Below are 17507 nucleotides of genomic sequence, written 5' to 3'. Positions count from 1 at the left end.
CCTACCGCCGCACCGCCTCCAGTGCGAGCAGCGCCACGTGCAGCGACAGGCAGGACTCCACCTGGTTCAGGTCGACGCCGAGGACGCTCTCGACGCGGTGCAGCCGGTCGTAGAAGGAGGGACGTGACAGGTGCGCGGCGTCCGCCGCCGCGGACTTGTTGCGGCCGCTGTCCAGGTAGGCGGTGAGGATGCGCACCAGGTCCGTGCCGTGCTCGGCGTCGTGCGCCAGCAACGGGCCGAGTTCGCGCTCGACGTACGTCTGGAGGCGGGCGTCGTCCCGCAGCAGGTGCAGCAGCCCGCGCAGCCGCACGTCCGGCAGCCGGTAATACGCCCGCCCGCCGCCTGCCGCCCCCCTGGTGTCGGAGGGCTGCGCCCTGCCCCCCTCCTTCCGTCCGCCGTGCAGCGCGGCGTCCGCGACCTGGGCGGCCTCCAGCAGGGTCCGGCGGGCGTCGCGCAGCGACCCGACGGAGGAGCCGGCGGCCATGACGAAGGCGGGGCCGCCGTCCGGGGCGGTCTCGGTGAGCCGGGTGAGCGCGGCGGCGAAGCCCTCCAGCGCGGTGTGCTCGTCGTCGGCGGGGCCCAGGGAGACCAGGACGCCGACCGCGCCGTCGTCGAGGGTGCCGGTGAGCGCGGTGAGCCCCCGGTCCCGCACCGCCTGGGCGGCGGTCTCGGTGAAGTCCCGCAGCCGGGCCTGTGCCTCCAGGGCCGCGGCGACGCCCGCGCCGCGCAGCCGCAGCATGACGCCGACGAGCCGGCGCCCTTCCAGGGGCACGCCGATCGCCCGGGCGCGCAGGCCGACGTCGGAGACGGTGAGGGCGTGGGTGAGGATCCCGGACAGCAGGGTCCGGTGGGTCTGCCGTTCCAGCGACTCGCGGTCGCGTTCCAGCAGGCGGTTCAGGGCCAGGGTGGCGGCGCCGCGTTCCAGGAGCACGGTGTGGGGGTGCGGGCGTTCGTCCGCCGCGGGCGCGGAGTCCGGCGCCGGCTCCCCGACGACGACCAGCCGCCCCCAGTCGCGGCCCCGGGCCCCGACGCCGGTGACCAGCCAGCCCGTGCGGCGGTCGTGGCCGGTGCGGCCGGCCGGGGCGACGCCGCGGCTGCGGCGTTCCCAGCCGTCGAGCAGCGCCTGCGGGTCGTGCCCGGCCGGGTCGAAGGCGAGCACCTGGTGGGAGAGGTTCTCCAGGACGACGGGCGCGCCCGCGATGCGTGCGACCTCGCGGACGATCTCGTCGGCCTCGGCGCCTTCCACGGACAGCTCGTTGAACGTCTGGTGCACGGCCTCGGAGGCCCGCAACTCGCTGAGCTGGGCGTCCACGACGTGCGCGTGCACGGCCTCGGTGACGGCGACGAAACGCACCTCGTTGCGGAGCGCGACGAGCGTCAGCCCGCGCCGCTCGGCGGCCCGCACCAGGGGCCGCGGCAGGGTGTCGGCGTACCGGCGGCCGAGTTCGACGACCAGGCCGGCGGCGCCGACGTCGGCGAGGTCGTCGATGTAGCGGGCCAGCGGCTCCTTGTCCTCGGGGAGCATGACGCCGGTGGTCAGCACCAGTTCGCCGCCGTGCAGCATGCCGGCGATGTCCGCGAGTTCGCTGACGTGCACCCAGCGCACCGGCCGGTGGAGTCCGCCGGCGCCCGCGACGACCTGCGGCGAACCACGCCGGAGCGCGTCCAGCTGCAGGACCTCGGCGACGGTGGGGAACACGGTGCGACCTCCAGGGGGGACACGGGACACGACGGACGGGGGGTGCGGTCCGGGCGGCCCTGCCACCGTAGCCCGCAGGCTGTAAAGGTGGCCGTCCCATGGCAGGCGATGTGTCGGTTGCCGGGCGCGGGCGGCTTTCGGCATCGTGCACCGCAGCGATCGATGCCGTCGCCGGTCAAGACAGATTTCGTCGCGTAACCAAAAGGCAACAACGGAATCACTTGTTGGGGCGAGCCTACTCTGTCAGGATCGTCCACCAATCCAGGCTTTGGCCACGCAGCCCGAGCGGATCCGAGGAGAAGACGATGGCCCTCAGTGCGCACGGCGCGTTCGATGTGCAGGAACGGTTCGCCGAGGGGGCCCAGTACGTCGCCGGAGGACTCCGCCCCGGCACTTCGGGCCAGGACCACACGGTGGTCGACCCTGCCACCGGCGAGGCCGTGCACCGGTATGTGACGGCCGGCACCGCCGACGTGGACGCGGCCGTCGCCGCCGCGAAGGCCGCGCTGCCCGGCTGGGCCGGCGCCACCCCCGGCGCTCGCTCCGACGCCATGCACCGCTTCGCGGCCGTGCTGACCGAACGGGCGGCGGAGTTCGCCTGGGCCGAGTCGCTCCAGTGCGGCAAGCCGCTGCGGCTGACCACCGAGTTCGACGTCCCCGGCACGATCGACAACACCGCCTTCTTCGCCGGGGCCGCCCGCCACCTGGAGGGCAGGGCCGCGGGCGAGTACTCCGGTGACCACACGTCCTATGTGCGCCGCGAGCCGGTCGGCGTCGTCGGCTCCATCGCGCCCTGGAACTACCCGCTGCAGATGGCCGCATGGAAGGTCCTGCCGGCCATCGCCGCGGGCAACACCATCGTGCTCAAGCCCGCCGAGCTGACGCCGCTGACCTCGCTGATGTTCGCCCAGGCGGCCGGCGAGGCCGGCATCCCGGACGGCGTGGTCAACATCGTCACCGGCGCCGGCCGGCCCGCCGGGGAACACCTGGTGGGCCACCCCGACGTCGCGATGACCTCCTTCACCGGCTCCACCGCGGTCGGCAGGCGCGTCGCCGAGATCGCCACCGCCACCGTCAAGCGCCTCCACCTGGAACTCGGAGGCAAGGCGCCGTTCGTGGTCTTCGACGACGCCGACCTGGAGGCCGCCGTGCACGGAGCGGTCGCCGGCGCGCTGATCAACACCGGCCAGGACTGCACGGCGGCGACCCGCGCCTATGTGCAGCGCCCGCTGTACGAGGCCTTCGTCGCCGGGGTCGCCGACCTCTTCGCCGGCATCCGCGTGGGCGACCCCTTCGACGCCAAGACCGACCTCGGTCCGCTGATCTCGCACGCCCAGCGCGACCGTGTCGCGGGCTTCGTGGACCGTGCCCGCTCCTACGCCACCGTCGTCACCGGCGGCGAGGCCCCCGCGGCGCCGGGCGCCTTCTACCGGCCCACGCTGGTCACCGGGGCCGCCCAGGACAGCGAGATCGTCCAGTCCGAGATCTTCGGTCCGGTACTGGTCGTGCTGCCGTTCGACAGCGATGATGAGGGTCTGGATCTGGCCAACGACACGCCGTACGGACTGGCGGCGTCCGCGTGGACCCGCGACGTCTTCCGGGCCGGCCGCGCCACCCGTGAGATCCAGGCGGGATGCGTCTGGGTGAACGACCACATCCCGATCATCAGTGAGATGCCGCACGGCGGCGCCAAGGCCTCCGGCTACGGCAAGGACATGTCCGCGTACTCCTTCGAGGAGTACACCCAGGTCAAGCATGTGATGTACGACAACACCGCGGTCGCCCGCAAGGAGTGGCACCGTACCGTTTTCGGTGACCGCTGACCCGGCCGCCGCCCCCCGGACCGCCCCCCACCGGCCCGTACGCCCGTCCGTCCCACGCAATACCGCTTCTGGAGGCAGCACCGCCATGGAGATGTTCGAGGGCCTGTCCGAGCCCGTACGCAACGCGTGGGAACGCAGCCTGACCAGCGGGAGGGCCTCCCTCAGCCGGCGCCGGGTGCTCGGTGCCGGTCTCGGCGTCGCGGGCGCCGGGGCGCTGTCCGCGTGCGGCATCCCGGCCGCCACCAACAACCAGGGCGGCGTCAGGAGCGACGACCTGTCCGACAAGGACAAGTCGCTGGTCTTCTCCAACTGGCAGCTCTACATCGACATGAGCGACGACGAGAAGCACATGCCGACCCTGGAGGCCTTCGAGAAGAAGACCGGGATCAAGGTCAAGTACACCGACGACATCACCGACAACGTCGAGTTCTTCGCCAAGATCAAGCCGCAGCTCGCGGCCGGCCAGTCCACCGGCCGCGACCTGGTCGTCCTCACCGACTGGATGGCCGCCCGGATGATCCGCCTGGGCTGGGCGCAGCCGCTGGACCCCACCTACCTGCCGAACGCCTACACCAATCTGGAGCAGCGCTTCCGCAACCCCGACTGGGACCCCGGGCGCGCCCACTCCTACCCCTGGCAGGGCATCGCCACGGTCATCGCGTACAACGAGAAGGCCACCAAGGGGAAGAAGGTCGGCAGCATCTCCCAGCTGCTGGACGACCCCGACCTCAAGGGCCGGGTCGCGATGCTCAGCGAGATGCGCGACACCATAGGCATGACGCTGCTCGACCTCGGCAAGAAGCCCGAGTCGTTCACCGCCGACGACTTCGACGCCGCCGTGGCCCGCATCCAGAAGGCCGTGGACGGCAAGCAGATCCGCCAGTTCACCGGCAACGAGTACACCGACGGCCTCGCCTCGGGGAACATCGCCGCATGCGTTGCCTGGGCCGGTGACCTGGTCCAGCTGCAGGCCGACAACCCCGAGATCAAGTTCGTGATCCCGCCCGCCGGCTACATCTACTCCACCGACAACATGCTGGTCCCGGCGGGCTCGAAGCACCGTAAGAACGCCGAGCGGCTCATGGACTGGTACTACCAGCCCGCGATCGCCGCCGAACTCGCGGCATGGGTCAACTACATCACGCCCTGCACAGGGGTGTACGAGGAGCTTCTCAAGATCGACAAGGACGTGGCCAACAACGCCCTGATCATCCCGAACGCGGAGATGAAGGCCAAGGCCCACCCCTTCCGGTCGCTCTCCGCCACGGAGGAGACCACCTTCGAGGGCAAGTTCGCCAAGCTCATCGGCGCCTGACCGGCCACCGCAGTTAGGGATCTGACGACATGACCCAGCAGACCGCACCGCTCACCGACGGGCCGGCCGGCACCGGCAGCTCCGCCGGCGGGGCCGTCACACTGACCGGCCTCGGCAAGACCTACGGCGACTTCACCGCCGTCCACCCGCTCGACCTGACCATCCCCGAAGGCTCCTTCTTCGCCCTCCTCGGCGCCTCCGGCTGCGGCAAGACCACCACCTTGCGCATGGTCGCCGGACTGGAGGACCCGACCTCCGGCACCGTCCGCATCGGCGACCAGGACGTCACCGGACTGCCGCCCTACAAGCGCCCGGTCAACACCGTCTTCCAGAACTACGCGCTCTTCCCGCACCTGGACATCTTCGAGAACGTCGCCTTCGGACTGCGCCGGCGCGGCATCAAGTCCGTCAAGGGCCAGGTCGAGGAGATGCTCGACCTGGTCGAGCTCGGCCACCTCGCCCGCCGCAAGCCGCACCAGCTCTCCGGCGGCCAGCAGCAGCGCGTCGCCGTCGCCCGCGCCCTGATCAACCGCCCCAAGGTGCTGCTGCTCGACGAGCCGCTGGGCGCCCTGGACCTGAAGCTGCGCCGCCAGATGCAGCTGGAGCTCAAGCGCATCCAGACCGAGGTCGGCATCACCTTCGTGCACGTCACGCACGACCAGGAAGAGGCCATGACCATGGCCGACACCATCGCGGTGATGAACGCCGGCCGCATCGAGCAACTCGGCGCCCCCACCGACCTGTACGAGAACCCGCGCACGACCTTCGTCGCCAACTTCCTCGGCCAGTCCAACCTGATCGAGGCCCAGGTCTCCGGCACCAGCGGCGACGACCTGCTGCTCAGCGTCGGCGACCGGCGGCTGGTCATGCCCGCCGCGCGCTGCGCCGCCAAGAGCGCGCGGTCCGGCGACAAGATCCTCGCCGGCGTGCGGCCCGAGAAGATCACCATCGTCCACGCCGACGACGCCGGCGACCTCCCCGACGGCCGCAACACGATGACCGGCCGGATCGTGGACGCCAGCTTCATCGGGGTCTCCACCCAGTACGTCGTCAACAGCCCCTGGTGCCCCGAACTCGCCGTCTTCGCGCAGAACGTGGAGCGCGACAGCCGACTGGTGCCCGGCGCGGACGTCGTCCTGCACTGGAGCCCGGCCCACACCTTCGGCCTCGACGCCGCCCAGGACATCGAGGCGGGGGAGGTCAGCGCGTAATGGCCGCCCTCTCCCCGGCGCCCGCGGGCGCGCCCGCGCAGAGTCCGCCGGTGCCGCCCGGCGCGGCCGCCAGACGCCGCAAACTCGTGCCGTACTGGCTGCTGCTGCCCGGCATCCTGTGGCTGCTGGTCTTCTTCGTCGCCCCGATGGTCTACCAGGCCTCGACCTCCGTGCAGACCGGCTCGCTGGAGACCGGCTACCGGGTCACCTGGCACTTCGCGACCTACTGGGACGCGTTCAAGGAATACGACGTCTTCTACCTGCGGTCGCTGATCTACGCGGGCATCGCCACCGTGCTGTGCCTGGCGATCGGCTACCCGCTCGCCTACACCATCGCCTTCAAGGCCGGCCGCTGGCGCAACGTCCTCCTGGTCATGGTCATCGCGCCCTTCTTCACCAGCTTCCTGATCCGCACCCTGGCCTGGAAGACGATCCTGGCCGACGACGGCGTCGTGGTATCGGCCCTGGACAAGCTGCACATCCTCAACGTCACCGCCGCGCTCGGCCTCACCGCCGACGACCGTGTGCTGGCCACGCCGCTGGCCGTGGTGTGCGGTCTGACGTACAACTTCCTGCCCTTCATGATCCTGCCGCTGTACACGTCGCTGGAGCGCATCGACCCGCGGCTGCACGAGGCGGCCGGCGACCTGTACGCCCGCCCGTTCACCACCTTCCGCAAGGTGACGTTCCCGATCTCGCTGCCCGGCGTCGTGGCCGGCACGCTGCTCACCTTCATCCCGGCCTCCGGCGACTACATCAACGCCGAACTGCTGGGCAGCCCGAGCGAGCAGATGATCGGCAACGTCATCCAGTCGAAGTTCCTGACGGTGCTCGACTACCCGACCGCCGCCGCGCTGTCGTTCATGCTCATGGCCGTGATCCTGGTGATCGTCTCGGTGTACATCCGCAAGGCGGGAACGGAGGAGCTGGTCTGATGCCCGTTCTCAACTGGGTCCGCCGTCACCTGGTCGTCTTCGCCGGCGTCGCCGCGCTGGCGTACATGATCCTCCCCAACGTCGTCGTCCTGATCTTCTCCTTCAACCAGCCCAAGGGCCGCTTCAACTACTCCTGGAACCACTTCTCGCTCGACGCCTGGCAGAACCCCTGCGGCGTCGGCGACATGTGCGACTCGGTGTCGCTGTCCCTGGAGATCGCCGTCCTCGCCACGATCGGCGCCACCGTCCTCGGCACCATGGTCGCCTTCGCACTCGCCCGCCACCGCTTCCGCGGCCGCGGACCGGTCACCGGGCTGATCTGGCTGCCGATGGCGATGCCCGAGATCGTCATGGGCGCCTCGCTCGGCACCCTCTTCCTCAACATGCGCATCCAGTTCGGCTTCTGGACCATCCTCATCGCGCACATCATGTTCTGCCTGAGCTTCGTGGTGACGGCGGTCAAGGCGCGCGTGATGAGCATGGACCCCCGGCTGGAGCAGGCCGCCCAGGACCTGTACGCCACACCGTGGTCCACGTTCTGGCGGATCACCTTCCCGATCGCCGCTCCCGGCATCGCGGCCGGCGCCCTGCTGAGCTTCGCGATCTCCATCGACGACTTCATCATCACGCAGTTCAACGCGGGACCCACGACGGTCACCTTCCCGATGTTCGTCTGGGGCGCCGCCCAGAAGGGGCTGCCCGTCCAGGTCAACGTCATCGGCACGCTGATGTTCGTGGTGGCCGTGCTCTGCGTCGTCGTCGGACAGCTGCTCGGCCGCCGCAGGAAAGCCCATACGTAGACCGGCCATGACACATGCCGGTCCCGACCCCGCATCCCCAAAGGTGTGAGAACCCATGGATCCAGCCCGTTCGCTCGCCGACGCGCAGCCGACACCGTACTGGCTGGAGGATCCCGGCAGGCCGCGGGCCGGATCCGCGCTCGTCGGGGACGAACACTGCGACCTGCTGGTGGTCGGCGGCGGCTACACAGGGCTGTGGACGGCGCTGCTGGCCAAGGAACGCGATCCGAAGCGCGACGTCGTCCTCGTCGAGGGCAAGGAGGTGGGCTGGGCGGCGTCCGGCCGCAACGGCGGCTTCTGCGCCGCCAGCCTCACCCACGGCCTGGCCAACGGACTCGCCCGCTGGCCGGGCGAGTTCGCCGCCCTGGACGAGCTCGGCAACCGCAACCTCGACGGCATCGAGGAGGCGGTCGCCCGCTACTCCATCGACTGCGACTTCGAGCGCACCGGCGAGATCGACGTCGCCACCGAGCCCTACCAGTTCGACGCCCTGCGCGCCGCCGCCGAGGACGCCGCCCGGCACGGCGTCGAACTGGAGGTGCTCGACCGCGACCAGGTGCGCGCCGAGGTCGACTCGCCCACCTTCGTCGGCGGCCTGTGGGACCGCACCGGCGTCGCCATGCTCCACCCGGCCAAGCTGGCCTGGGGACTCAAGCGCGCCTGCGAGGAGCTGGGCGTGCGCGTCTACGAGCACACCCGCGCCACCGAGCTCGCCCGCAACGGCTCCGGCATGGCCGTCCGCACCCCGTACGGACGGATCTTCGCCCGGCATGTCGCGCTCGGCACCAACGTCTTCCCGTCGCTGGTCAAGCGCGTACGCCGCTATCTCGTCCCGGTCTACGACTACGCGCTGATGACCGAGCCGCTGACGGCCGGGCAGCTCGGCGCGATCGGCTGGAAGCGGCGCCAGGGCCTCGGCGACGGCGCCAACCAGTTCCACTACTTCCGGCTGACGGCGGACCACCGCATCCTGTGGGGCGGCTACGACGCCATCTACCCCTACGGTGGGCGCCTGGACGCCGCGCGCGACGAGCGCCCGGAGACCTACCTGAAGCTCGCCGGGCACTTCTTCCGCTGCTTCCCCCAGCTGGAGGGCGTCCGCTTCACGCACGCCTGGGGCGGCGCGATCGACACCTGCTCGCGCTTCTCCGCCTTCTTCGGCACGGCCCACGACGGACGGGTCTCGTACGCCGCCGGCTACACCGGCCTCGGCGTCGGCGCGACCCGCTTCGGCGCCGACGTGATGCTCGACCTGCTGGCCGGGGAGTCCACCGAGCGCACGGCGCTGGAGATGGTGCGCAGCAAGCCGATGCCCTTCCCACCGGAGCCGCTGGCCTGGGCCGGTATCGGGCTGACCAAGTGGTCGCTGGGCCGCGCCGACCGCAACGCGGGCCGCCGCAACCTGTGGCTGAAGACGATGGACCGGCTCGGGCTCGGCTTCGACAGCTGAGGCGCCGGGTGGCGCAAACCGGCCCTTCCCGGGGCCTTCCGGCGGCCTGTGACGGTAATCACCGGCGAAAGATCGTGAAAACTCGCGTAATGATCGGCCCTCGCGGCCCTCTCACCGTGTGACAGATATGAACGCACACACACGGAACGGAGGAACCGGCATGGTGGGCACCGGCGCGCGCGGCGCGGTCGAATGGCTGGTTTCCGTGGCACCCGACCCCGAGACCACCCGGTGGGAATGGGAGCGCAACCCCCTCGGGGTGACGCTCCTGCCCGCCGGGCGGCTCTGGGACGTCCTCATCCTCACCGGGGAGCTGGGCTACCCCACCCTCGACGTGCTGACCCGGCTCGTCGACCGGCCCGGCCCCGTCCTGGCCGACTTCGGCGACTCGCGCATGGGCTTCCTCGTGCCGCCCGGCACCGCGGCCCGCTGGATCGGCACCGGGGTGCGCACCGCGGGCAACGGCACATGGATCGTCGTGCCCTACCCCGGCCGCGCCACCGGCGGCGTGCGCTGGCTCGTCCCGCCGGACGGCACCGGCCACCTCACCGACCCCGGCGTCCTCGAACTCGCCATGCACGAGGCCGCCGCCCACCTCGCGGTGCGCCGTCCCCGCGACACGGAAGAGTGAGGCGGGGGGACGCGGGCCCGGGTGCGCGACACTGGTTCCATGATCCCGACGGAACGCGACCGGGCCACGACCCGTTCCGCATACCCGACGGCGGCGGCCTGACGTGGGACTCGCGCCCGGCCACGCCGCGTTCGTCGAGACCGTGCTGCCCGTCTGCGAGCTGCACGGTCTCGCCCTCGCCGGCGGTCACGCGGTCCACGCCCACGGGCTGCGCGGCGCCCCCTCGCGCCACCTGGACCTGGTGACCTTCAGCTCCACCTCCGTCGGGCGGATCGCGGCGGCGCTGGAGACCGCGTGCACCGCCGCCGGCTACGAGGTCGCCGACCTCCCCCGCACCCCGCTGTCCGCGCAGTTCACCGCCGCACTCCCCGGCGCGCTCGCCTACACCGTCCACATCGCCAAGGAGCCGCTGTCGCACCCGCCGGTCCTGATCGGCCTGGGCCTGTCCCGGCCGGTGCCGGTCGTCGCGCTGGAGGACTGCGCCGCGCTGAAGGTGGCCGCGCTCGTCGACCGCGCCCTGCCCGGGGACCTCGTCGACGTCCGGGCCACGGCCGCCTGGTTCGCCCCGGGCGAGTTGCTGGCCATGGCCGCGCGCCGCGACGAGGACTTCGAGCCCGGCGCGCTCGCCGACCGCCTGGACAAACTGGTCGGGGCCGACGACCGCGCCTACGCGAGCCGCGGCCTGGAAGCCGGCGAGGTCGCGGAACTCAAGCGCTGGGCCTTCGCGTGGGCCCAGGACATCCGGCTCGACCTCATGGAGGGCATGGAGCACCCCGACGATCTGTACGACATGTAAAGCGGGCGCCCGGTTCGCCGACACCTTGGTGCTTGAGGCGCCCTCCCGCACTGGCGAGACTGGCGGGAGAAGACGAGCGGGACCAGAGGGAGAACAGCCGTGACCGACAAGCACATCACGCACTGGATCGCCGGACAGGCGTGGACCGGTGCCGCGGGGCGCCACGGCGACGTGTACGACCCGGCGACCGGCGCCGTCACTGGCCGGGTGGACTTCGCGTCGATCGCCGAGGTCGACCAGGCCGTGGGTGCGGCCGCCGCCGCGTTCAAGGAGTGGCGCAACGCCTCCGTCGCCAAGCGCGCCTCGGTGCTCTTCGCCTTCCGGGAGCTGCTGAACGCCCAGCGCGACGAGCTGGCCGCGATCATCGTCTCCGAGCACGGCAAGGTGCACTCCGACGCGCTCGGTGAGATCGCCCGCGGCATCGAGGTCGTCGAGTACGCCTGCGGCATCCCGCAGTTGATCAAGGGCGGCTTCACCGAGCAGGCCTCGACCGGCATCGACGTCTACTCGATCCGCCAGCCGCTCGGCCCCGTCGCGATCATCTCGCCGTTCAACTTCCCGGCCATGGTGCCGATGTGGTTCTTCCCGATCGCCATCGCCGCGGGCAACACGGTCGTCGTCAAGCCCTCCGAGAAGGACCCGTCCGCCGCCAACTTCCTCGCGGAGCTGTGGAAGCGGGCCGGGCTGCCCGACGGCGTCTTCAACGTCGTGCACGGTGACAAGGTCGCCGTCGACCGCCTCCTGGAGCACCCGGACATCAAGTCCGTCTCCTTCGTCGGCTCCACGCCCATCGCCCGCTACGTCTACGAGACCGGCACCCGCTACGGCAAGCGCGTCCAGGCCCTCGGCGGCGCCAAGAACCACATGCTGGTGCTGCCCGACGCCGACCTGGACCTGGCCGCCGACGCCGCCGTCAACGCCGGCTTCGGCGCGGCCGGTGAGCGCTGCATGGCCGTCTCCGTCCTGGTGGCGGTCGACCCGATCGGCGACGAGCTGGTCGGCAAGATCAAGGAGCGGATGGCCACGCTCACCGTGGGCCCCGGCTGCAACGCCACGTCCGAGATGGGCCCCCTGGTCACCGGCGCCCACCGCGACAAGGTGACGTCCTACCTCGACGCGGGCCTCGCCGACGGCGCGACCCTCGCGGTGGACGGCCGCACGCACGCGGTCACCGGCGACGACACCGAGAACGGCTTCTGGCTCGGCCCGACCCTCTTCGACGACGTCAAGCCCGGCATGTCCGTCTACAACGACGAGATCTTCGGCCCGGTCCTGTCCGTGGTCCGCGTGGGCTCGTACGACGAGGGCCTGGAGCTGATCAACTCCAACCCGTACGGCAACGGCACGGCCATCTTCACCAACGACGGCGGCGCCGCCCGCCGCTTCCAGCACGACGTCGAGGTCGGCATGGTCGGCATCAACGTGCCGATCCCGGTGCCGGTGGCCTACTACTCCTTCGGCGGCTGGAAGGCCTCGCTCTTCGGCGACACCCACGCCTACGGCCCGGACGGCGTCCACTTCTTCACCCGCGGCAAGGCCGTCACGCAGCGGTGGCTCGACCCGAGCCACGGCGGCATCAACCTCGGTTTCCCGACCAACAACTGACCGCGAGGGCGGCGCCCGCCAGCAGGGCGCCGCACAGCAGCCAGCTCCCCACGACGTCCAGCGGCCAGTGGTAGCCGCAGCGGACCAGACAGACCCCCACCGCGACGTTCAGCAGCACGGCGGCCGCCCCCAGCAGCCGCCGTGCTGCCGCGCGTACCAGGAAGTGCGCCAGCAGCAGCGCCGCGCCCCCGTACGCGACGGCGGCGGTGGCGGCGTGGCCGGAGGGGTAGAGCCCCGGGTAGCCCGGGGAGAGGGTGAGCGAGCCGGGACCGGCGCGGCCGATCAGCGGCTTGAACAGGCTCACCAGCGCGGGCACCGCGGCCATCGCCAGGGCGTACGCGAGCGCCGGCAGCCACCAGCGGGACAGCCCGGTCCGCCGCAGCCGCCACATGGTATAGACCATTGCAGTCATCAGCACCGGCACGGCGATCGGCGCGTTGCCCAGGTCGGCGAGGAACTGCACGAAGAAGGAGCGCCCGGCCGGGCGTACGGAGGGACCCGCGATCGCGGAGCGCACCGGCCCGTCCAACGCCAGCAGGCGCCCGCGAACCGCCTCCTGCCAGGTCAGCAGTCCGAAGAGCGCCATGCATACGACGATCAGCAGAGAAGTTGGCCGCCCCGGAACAGGGGGGAGAGTTCCGGGGCGGCCAGAACGATCGCCGTGCCGCCCGCCCCGGGGGGTTTGGGGCAAGCGGCCGACCGATCGGCGAGGATTGCCGGAGCCTGCGGCTTCGGCGGTGTGCGCGAGGGCACTGCTGTGCCGGTGATGGGGATTCACCGGCAAAGTGTCGCCCGCGGACTTCCGCAGACGGGATGTTTCTTCCATCTGCGGAAACCGTACGTCACCGGAGCGGCGTCAGACAGGGGTTGCACCCTCCCGCCATCAGGCCCGCACACCTTCTTCACCGTGTGTGCCGGGAGTTCTACGGAACCGGGGAAACGCCTGGTCACAGGCGGGTGAACGCGCTCTCGATGATGTCCAGGCCCTCGTTCAGCAGGTCCTCGCCGATCACCAGCGGGGGCAGGAAGCGCAGCACGTTGCCGTAGGTGCCACAGGTCAGGACCACCAGGCCCTCCGCGTGGCAGGCCTTGGCCAGGGCGGCGGTCGCGGCGGCGTTCGGGTTCTTGGTCCCGGGCTCGACCAGCTCCACCGCGATCATGGCGCCGCGGCCGCGGACCTCCCCGATGACGTCGAACTTCTCCTGCATGCCGCGCAGCCGTCCCAGCATGATCTCGCCGATGCGCCGGGCCCTGGTGTTGAGGTCCAGTTCCTTCATCGTCTCGATGGCGCCGAGCGCGGCGGCGCAGGCCACCGGGTTGCCGCCGTAGGTGCCGCCGAGGCCGCCCGAGTGCGCGGCGTCCATGATCTCCGCGCGGCCCGTCACGGCGGCCAGCGGCAGACCGCCGGCGATGCCCTTGGCGGTGGTGATCAGGTCCGGGACGATGCCCTCGTCCTCGCACGCGAACCACTGGCCGGTGCGGCAGAAGCCGGTCTGGATCTCGTCCGCGACGAAGACGATGCCGTTCTCGCGCGCGAATTCCACGATCTTCGGCAGGAAGCCCTTGGCCGGCTCGATGAAGCCGCCCTCGCCCTGGATCGGCTCGATCACGATCGCGGCCACGTTCTCCGGGCCGACCTGCTTGGTGATCATGTCGATCACCTGGGCCGCCGCCTCCTCCGCGCAGTTCTCCGCGCCGGTCAGCCAGCGGAACGGGTAGGCCAGCGGCACCCGGTAGACCTCGGGCGCGAAGGGGCCGAACGAGTGCTTGTACGGCATGTTCTTCGCCGTCAGCGCCATCGTCAGGTTGGTACGGCCGTGATAGCCGTGATCGAAGACGACGACGGCCTGGCGCTTGGTGTACGCGCGGGCGATCTTCACCGCGTTCTCGACGGCCTCGGCACCGGAGTTGAACAGCGCGGTGCGCTTGTCGTGGTCGCCCGGGGTCAGCTCGTTGAGGGCCTCGGCGACCTCCACGTAGCCCTCGTACGGCGTCACCATGAAACAGGTGTGGGTGAAGTCGGCGAGCTGCGCCGAGGCGCGGCGCACGACCGCCTCCGCGCTGTTGCCGACCGAGGTCACCGCGATACCGGAACCGAAGTCGATCAGCGAGTTGCCGTCCACGTCCTCCAGCACGGCGCCGCCGGCCCGGGTGACGAAGACGGGCAGGGTCACACCGACGCCGTTCGCGACCGCAGCAGCCTTGCGCGCCAGCAGCTCCTGCGACTTGGGGCCGGGGATCGGGGTGACGAGGCGGCGCTCCTGGGCCAGATCGGTCATGGCGGGCGTACTCCTTCGAACCGTTGTCTTTCCCGCAGGCTAAGCCCGTACGGCGGTACCCCGCACACTCCGCGGGGGCGCACTGTACGAGGACTCTTCGACGTGACGGACATGAGCGTGCCAAGATCCTTCGGACCCGGGTGGCCGCTCGACTACATTGAGTGCGGACCTGCGAGGGGTGGCACACGCGATGGACATCGACGGTACGCACGGGAGGCCTGCGGCGCCTCCGCCCGGCGGTACGGGCCCGGGCACACCGCCCGTTCCGGGCGCCCGGCCGGTGCCGGGCGTCCCACCCGTTCCCGCGGGACCGCCCCCGGTCCCCGGCGCGCGGCCCGGCCCCGGCGACCCCGGCGGCCGTACCCCGGCCACCGACGGCACCGAGCCCACACGCAAGGGGCGCACCGGCCCGCCGCCCGCCGCCGCCCCCGGCGCCCGCCCGGTCTCCGGCACTTGGCCCGCGCCCCCGGACGCCACCCCGCCCGCCGGCCCGGACGGCGCCGGTTTCGTCGCCTGGCTGCGCGCACCGCGGCCCGACGCCGAGCCTGGGGTATGGCGGTACGCGTACCGCGCGCGTCCGCAGTCCGCCAGAGGCGCGGACGGGGATCGGTCCCCGTACGTGGGGGCCTTGGTGACGCTCCTGGCCTGCCTGCTCGCCTGGTCCCTTTTCCGGAACGGCTACATCCCCTACTGGCGCGTCCCGCTCGAGCTGGTGACGCCTCACAGTTGGTGGGTGTCGCGCCAAGATGATCAATTGCCGATGTCGGCGGTCATCGCCCTCGATGTCTACGACGTGATTTTCCTGACGGCCGTGGTGGTCTGGTTCGCCCGGCTCGGGGACTGGCGTGGCGCGTTCGAACGCGGCGTCGCCGGCCGCGGCGCCCTGGCCCGGGTCGGCGCGGCGAGCCTGTGCATGGGCGTCGTCGCGTTGCTGATTCACGGCGGCTTCCTGCCTGTCTACGACCTGGCCTTCCACCTGACCTACGCCAACCTCGACCCCGGTCTTGACCATGTGGCCAAGCGCGACATCACCGACTTCGTGTACGTCCTGATCTACGTGCTGCTGTTCCTGGCCTTCGCACCGCTGGGCGGTTGGTTCCGGCTGTTCCGCGCACACCAGGCCCGCGAGGAGGATCCCGCCGCCTCCACGCGGCCCGCCGACCCCCGTCAGGACCCGGCGGAATTCCCCGCCCTGCGCGAAGGCGGCGCCGCCGACGCCGCGGACCGGCTCGCCGAGGACGCGCGCGCCGGGCGCATGAACGACGTCGACTTCGCGCGGCTGGCCCGCGCCTGGCAGTCGGTGCGGTCCGAGCCCGGCCGGCTCCCCGCCTTCACCGACACCGTCCTCCGTTACGGCCCCGCCGCCTGCGCCCACCCCAGCGGTGCCCGCGACCTGCCGGTGCGCGCCGCCCGGCACGACCTGTTCGCCGGACAGGTCCGCATCGGCACGGCGTCCGAGGACGAGCGCAACCCCCGCACCCACCGCGGCTCCGGCTTCGCCCTCGACACCTCCGTGCTCGGCACCTCCCTGCTCGCCGTGGGACCGCCCGGCTCCGGAAAGACCGTGCGCATCGTGCGGCCGGTCCTGGAGTTCATGTGCCTCCAGGCCCTCGCGGGGCGGGCGGCCGTCGTCGCCGTCGGCACGGACGGGGCGCGGCTCGCCCCGGACGAGTCCTTCGACGTCGTCGTCAAGATCGGCCGCCCCGACTCCGCGTACGACCTCGACCTGTACGGCGGTGCCGGCGACCCCGACGAGGCCGCCGGCTTCCTCGCCGAAGCCCTGGTCGGCGACCTCGCCGCCGCCCTCCCCGGCGGCGACAGCCGGCGCGCCGCCACGGCCCTGGCCCAGCTGCTCGGGCCCTTCCACGCCGCCCACGGCCGCTTCCCCTCCGTCCCCGAACTGCGCGAACTCCTCGACGGCACGCCCGCGGCACTGGCCGCGCTGCGCGCCGCGCTCCAGGACCGCGGCCCCATCGCCCAGGCCCAACTGCGCGAACTCGACGCCCGCGAACGCCAGTCCGCCCGCCCCGGCGACGCCGGGCCGCTGCTCGCCGACCGCATCGCACTCCTCGACCGCCCCGCGTTCGCCGGCTTCTTCGACACCACCGGCGGCAGCCACCCCTTCTCCCTGCGCGGCCTGGAACACCCCCTGCGGGTCCGCATCGACCTCCCGGAACGCGGCCACGCCGAGGTCTCCCGGATCCTCGCGCGGCTCGTCCTCGCCCAGTTCGCGGAGTGCGCCGTCGCCCGGCAGGACCGTTCCCTCTTCGCCTGCCTCGTCCTCGACGACGCCTCCCACACCGTCACCGCCGAGTCGGTACGCGGCCTCCAGCGCATGCGCTCGGCCAACGCCGGGGCCGTCCTCACGCTCCGCACCCTCGACGACGTCCCCGAACCCCTGCGCGCCGCCCTCCTCGGCGCGGTCGGCTGCCGCGCCGCGCTCTCCGGGGTCACCGCCTGGGACGGGGCCCGCTTCGCGGAGGTCTGGGGCAAGGAATGGGTCGACGTCCAGGACGTCACCAACCGCCAGATCATCGCGGACGAACCCCTCACGCGTGTGCTGCACACCGTGCGGCGGCTCGTCACGGGCAAGGCGGTGACCGCGGAGTCCATCACGGTCCGCAAGGTCGAACGCGAGCGGTGGTCGGCGTCCGACCTCGCCCACGTCGTCCCTGCGGGGCATGCGGTGTTGTCGTTGACGGCGGTCGACGGTGAGCACGCGTCCCCCGTCCTCGTCGACCTCCGGTCCGGGTAGGTTTTTTCCCCGCCCGCCCTCCCTCCCCCAGCCTTCGGCCGGGGGTGCCCCCAGCCCTGTGAAGTCCGGGCGGCCCGACGCGCGTTTCGGTGGGTGCCGGGGTCGGGGCCTCTGGGGCTGGCCATTCTGGACAGCACATTTACGTGCGTTTCCAGCACCCTCCATTGATCACTCCGGGTGCCGCACACAAATATGCTCCACAGTCCAG

At 71.7% G+C, this 17507-nt stretch carries 13 protein-coding genes; 10 read left to right on the top strand and 3 right to left on the bottom strand.

Translation table 11 applies throughout. From position 1 onward, the window contains the following. Position 1: 1 nt before the first annotated feature. Positions 2–1699 (bottom strand): PucR family transcriptional regulator, encoded by a 1698-nt coding sequence (locus ACFWVC_RS18590; RefSeq protein WP_384286575.1) that lies wholly within the window; start codon positions 1697–1699, stop codon positions 2–4. A gap of 305 nt (positions 1700–2004) precedes the next feature. Here ACFWVC_RS18590 and ACFWVC_RS18585 point away from each other — a divergent pair, with 305 nt between their 5' ends. The 9 genes from ACFWVC_RS18585 to ACFWVC_RS18545 all read left to right on the top strand — a co-directional run bounded on the left by ACFWVC_RS18585 (position 2005) and on the right by ACFWVC_RS18545 (position 12265). After that, the gene (locus tag ACFWVC_RS18585) at positions 2005–3522 is read left to right on the top strand and encodes a gamma-aminobutyraldehyde dehydrogenase (RefSeq protein ID WP_384286573.1); all 1518 of its coding nucleotides are present in this window, start codon (positions 2005–2007) and stop codon (positions 3520–3522) included. A gap of 85 nt (positions 3523–3607) precedes the next feature. Further along, positions 3608–4837, top strand: coding sequence for a spermidine/putrescine ABC transporter substrate-binding protein (locus ACFWVC_RS18580; protein ID WP_384286570.1), 1230 nt, complete (start codon positions 3608–3610; stop codon positions 4835–4837). Positions 4838–4866: 29 nt separating this feature from the next. Continuing rightward, positions 4867–6048, top strand: a complete 1182-nt coding sequence (locus tag ACFWVC_RS18575; RefSeq protein WP_384286568.1) for an ABC transporter ATP-binding protein — start codon at positions 4867–4869, stop codon at positions 6046–6048. Then, positions 6048–6983 carry an ABC transporter permease gene (locus ACFWVC_RS18570; RefSeq protein WP_384286565.1) on the top strand — a complete coding sequence of 312 codons (936 nt, stop codon included), beginning with the start codon at positions 6048–6050 and terminating at the stop codon, positions 6981–6983. The genes ACFWVC_RS18575 and ACFWVC_RS18570 overlap by 1 nt, the downstream gene beginning before the upstream one ends. After that, positions 6983–7783 (top strand): ABC transporter permease, encoded by an 801-nt coding sequence (locus ACFWVC_RS18565; RefSeq protein ID WP_384286563.1) that lies wholly within the window; start codon positions 6983–6985, stop codon positions 7781–7783. Before ACFWVC_RS18570 ends, ACFWVC_RS18565 begins: the two co-directional genes overlap by 1 nt. Before the next feature lie 55 nt (positions 7784–7838). Beyond that, a complete protein-coding gene (locus ACFWVC_RS18560; RefSeq protein WP_384286559.1) occupies positions 7839–9233 on the top strand; it encodes an NAD(P)/FAD-dependent oxidoreductase in 1395 nt (464 codons plus the stop codon). A 160-nt stretch (positions 9234–9393) separates the two neighbouring features. Next, positions 9394–9864: a hypothetical protein gene (locus tag ACFWVC_RS18555; protein ID WP_384286554.1), complete on the top strand. Its 471-nt coding sequence runs from the start codon at positions 9394–9396 to the stop codon at positions 9862–9864. A gap of 103 nt (positions 9865–9967) precedes the next feature. Next, positions 9968–10660: a nucleotidyl transferase AbiEii/AbiGii toxin family protein gene (locus ACFWVC_RS18550; protein ID WP_384286548.1), complete on the top strand. Its 693-nt coding sequence runs from the start codon at positions 9968–9970 to the stop codon at positions 10658–10660. Between the two features lie 99 nt (positions 10661–10759). Continuing rightward, positions 10760–12265, top strand: coding sequence for a CoA-acylating methylmalonate-semialdehyde dehydrogenase (locus ACFWVC_RS18545; protein ID WP_384286544.1), 1506 nt, complete (start codon positions 10760–10762; stop codon positions 12263–12265). On the opposite strand, the gene ACFWVC_RS18540 is transcribed toward ACFWVC_RS18545, so the two are convergent. Both ACFWVC_RS18540 and gabT read right to left on the bottom strand, forming a co-directional pair. Then, a complete protein-coding gene (locus tag ACFWVC_RS18540) occupies positions 12237–12851 on the bottom strand; it encodes a phosphatase PAP2 family protein (protein WP_384286539.1) in 615 nt (204 codons plus the stop codon). The genes ACFWVC_RS18545 and ACFWVC_RS18540 overlap by 29 nt on opposite strands. 361 nt (positions 12852–13212) lie before the next feature. Beyond that, the gene (gene gabT, locus ACFWVC_RS18535) at positions 13213–14544 is read right to left on the bottom strand and encodes a 4-aminobutyrate--2-oxoglutarate transaminase (RefSeq protein WP_384286535.1); all 1332 of its coding nucleotides are present in this window, start codon (positions 14542–14544) and stop codon (positions 13213–13215) included. A gap of 190 nt (positions 14545–14734) precedes the next feature. On the opposite strand from gabT, the gene ACFWVC_RS18530 reads away from it, so the two are divergent. Further along, positions 14735–17299, top strand: coding sequence for an ATP-binding protein (locus ACFWVC_RS18530; RefSeq protein ID WP_384286530.1), 2565 nt, complete (start codon positions 14735–14737; stop codon positions 17297–17299). The last annotated feature ends 208 nt before the right edge of the window (positions 17300–17507 follow it).

The organism is Streptomyces sp. NPDC058691 (genome assembly GCF_042714775.1).
GTDB lineage: Bacteria > Actinomycetota > Actinomycetes > Streptomycetales > Streptomycetaceae > Actinacidiphila.
The sequence above is the reverse complement of the archived record's forward strand: the minus strand, read 5'-3'. Positions and strand labels throughout refer to the sequence as shown.

Bases quoted from the DNA above. Each gene is read 5' to 3' on its own strand.
- ACFWVC_RS18585 (WP_384286573.1), top strand. From the start codon at position 2,005: ATGGCCCTCAGTGCGCACGGCGCGTTCGATGTGCAGGAACGGTTCGCC.
- ACFWVC_RS18580 (WP_384286570.1), top strand. From the start codon at position 3,608: ATGGAGATGTTCGAGGGCCTGTCCGAGCCCGTACGCAACGCGTGGGAA.
- ACFWVC_RS18575 (WP_384286568.1), top strand. From the start codon at position 4,867: ATGACCCAGCAGACCGCACCGCTCACCGACGGGCCGGCCGGCACCGGC.
- ACFWVC_RS18570 (WP_384286565.1), top strand. From the start codon at position 6,048: ATGGCCGCCCTCTCCCCGGCGCCCGCGGGCGCGCCCGCGCAGAGTCCG.
- ACFWVC_RS18565 (WP_384286563.1), top strand. From the start codon at position 6,983: ATGCCCGTTCTCAACTGGGTCCGCCGTCACCTGGTCGTCTTCGCCGGC.
- ACFWVC_RS18560 (WP_384286559.1), top strand. From the start codon at position 7,839: ATGGATCCAGCCCGTTCGCTCGCCGACGCGCAGCCGACACCGTACTGG.
- ACFWVC_RS18555 (WP_384286554.1), top strand. From the start codon at position 9,394: ATGGTGGGCACCGGCGCGCGCGGCGCGGTCGAATGGCTGGTTTCCGTG.
- ACFWVC_RS18540 (WP_384286539.1), bottom strand. From the start codon at position 12,851: ATGGCGCTCTTCGGACTGCTGACCTGGCAGGAGGCGGTTCGCGGGCGC.
- gabT (WP_384286535.1), bottom strand. From the start codon at position 14,544: ATGACCGATCTGGCCCAGGAGCGCCGCCTCGTCACCCCGATCCCCGGC.
- ACFWVC_RS18530 (WP_384286530.1), top strand. From the start codon at position 14,735: ATGGACATCGACGGTACGCACGGGAGGCCTGCGGCGCCTCCGCCCGGC.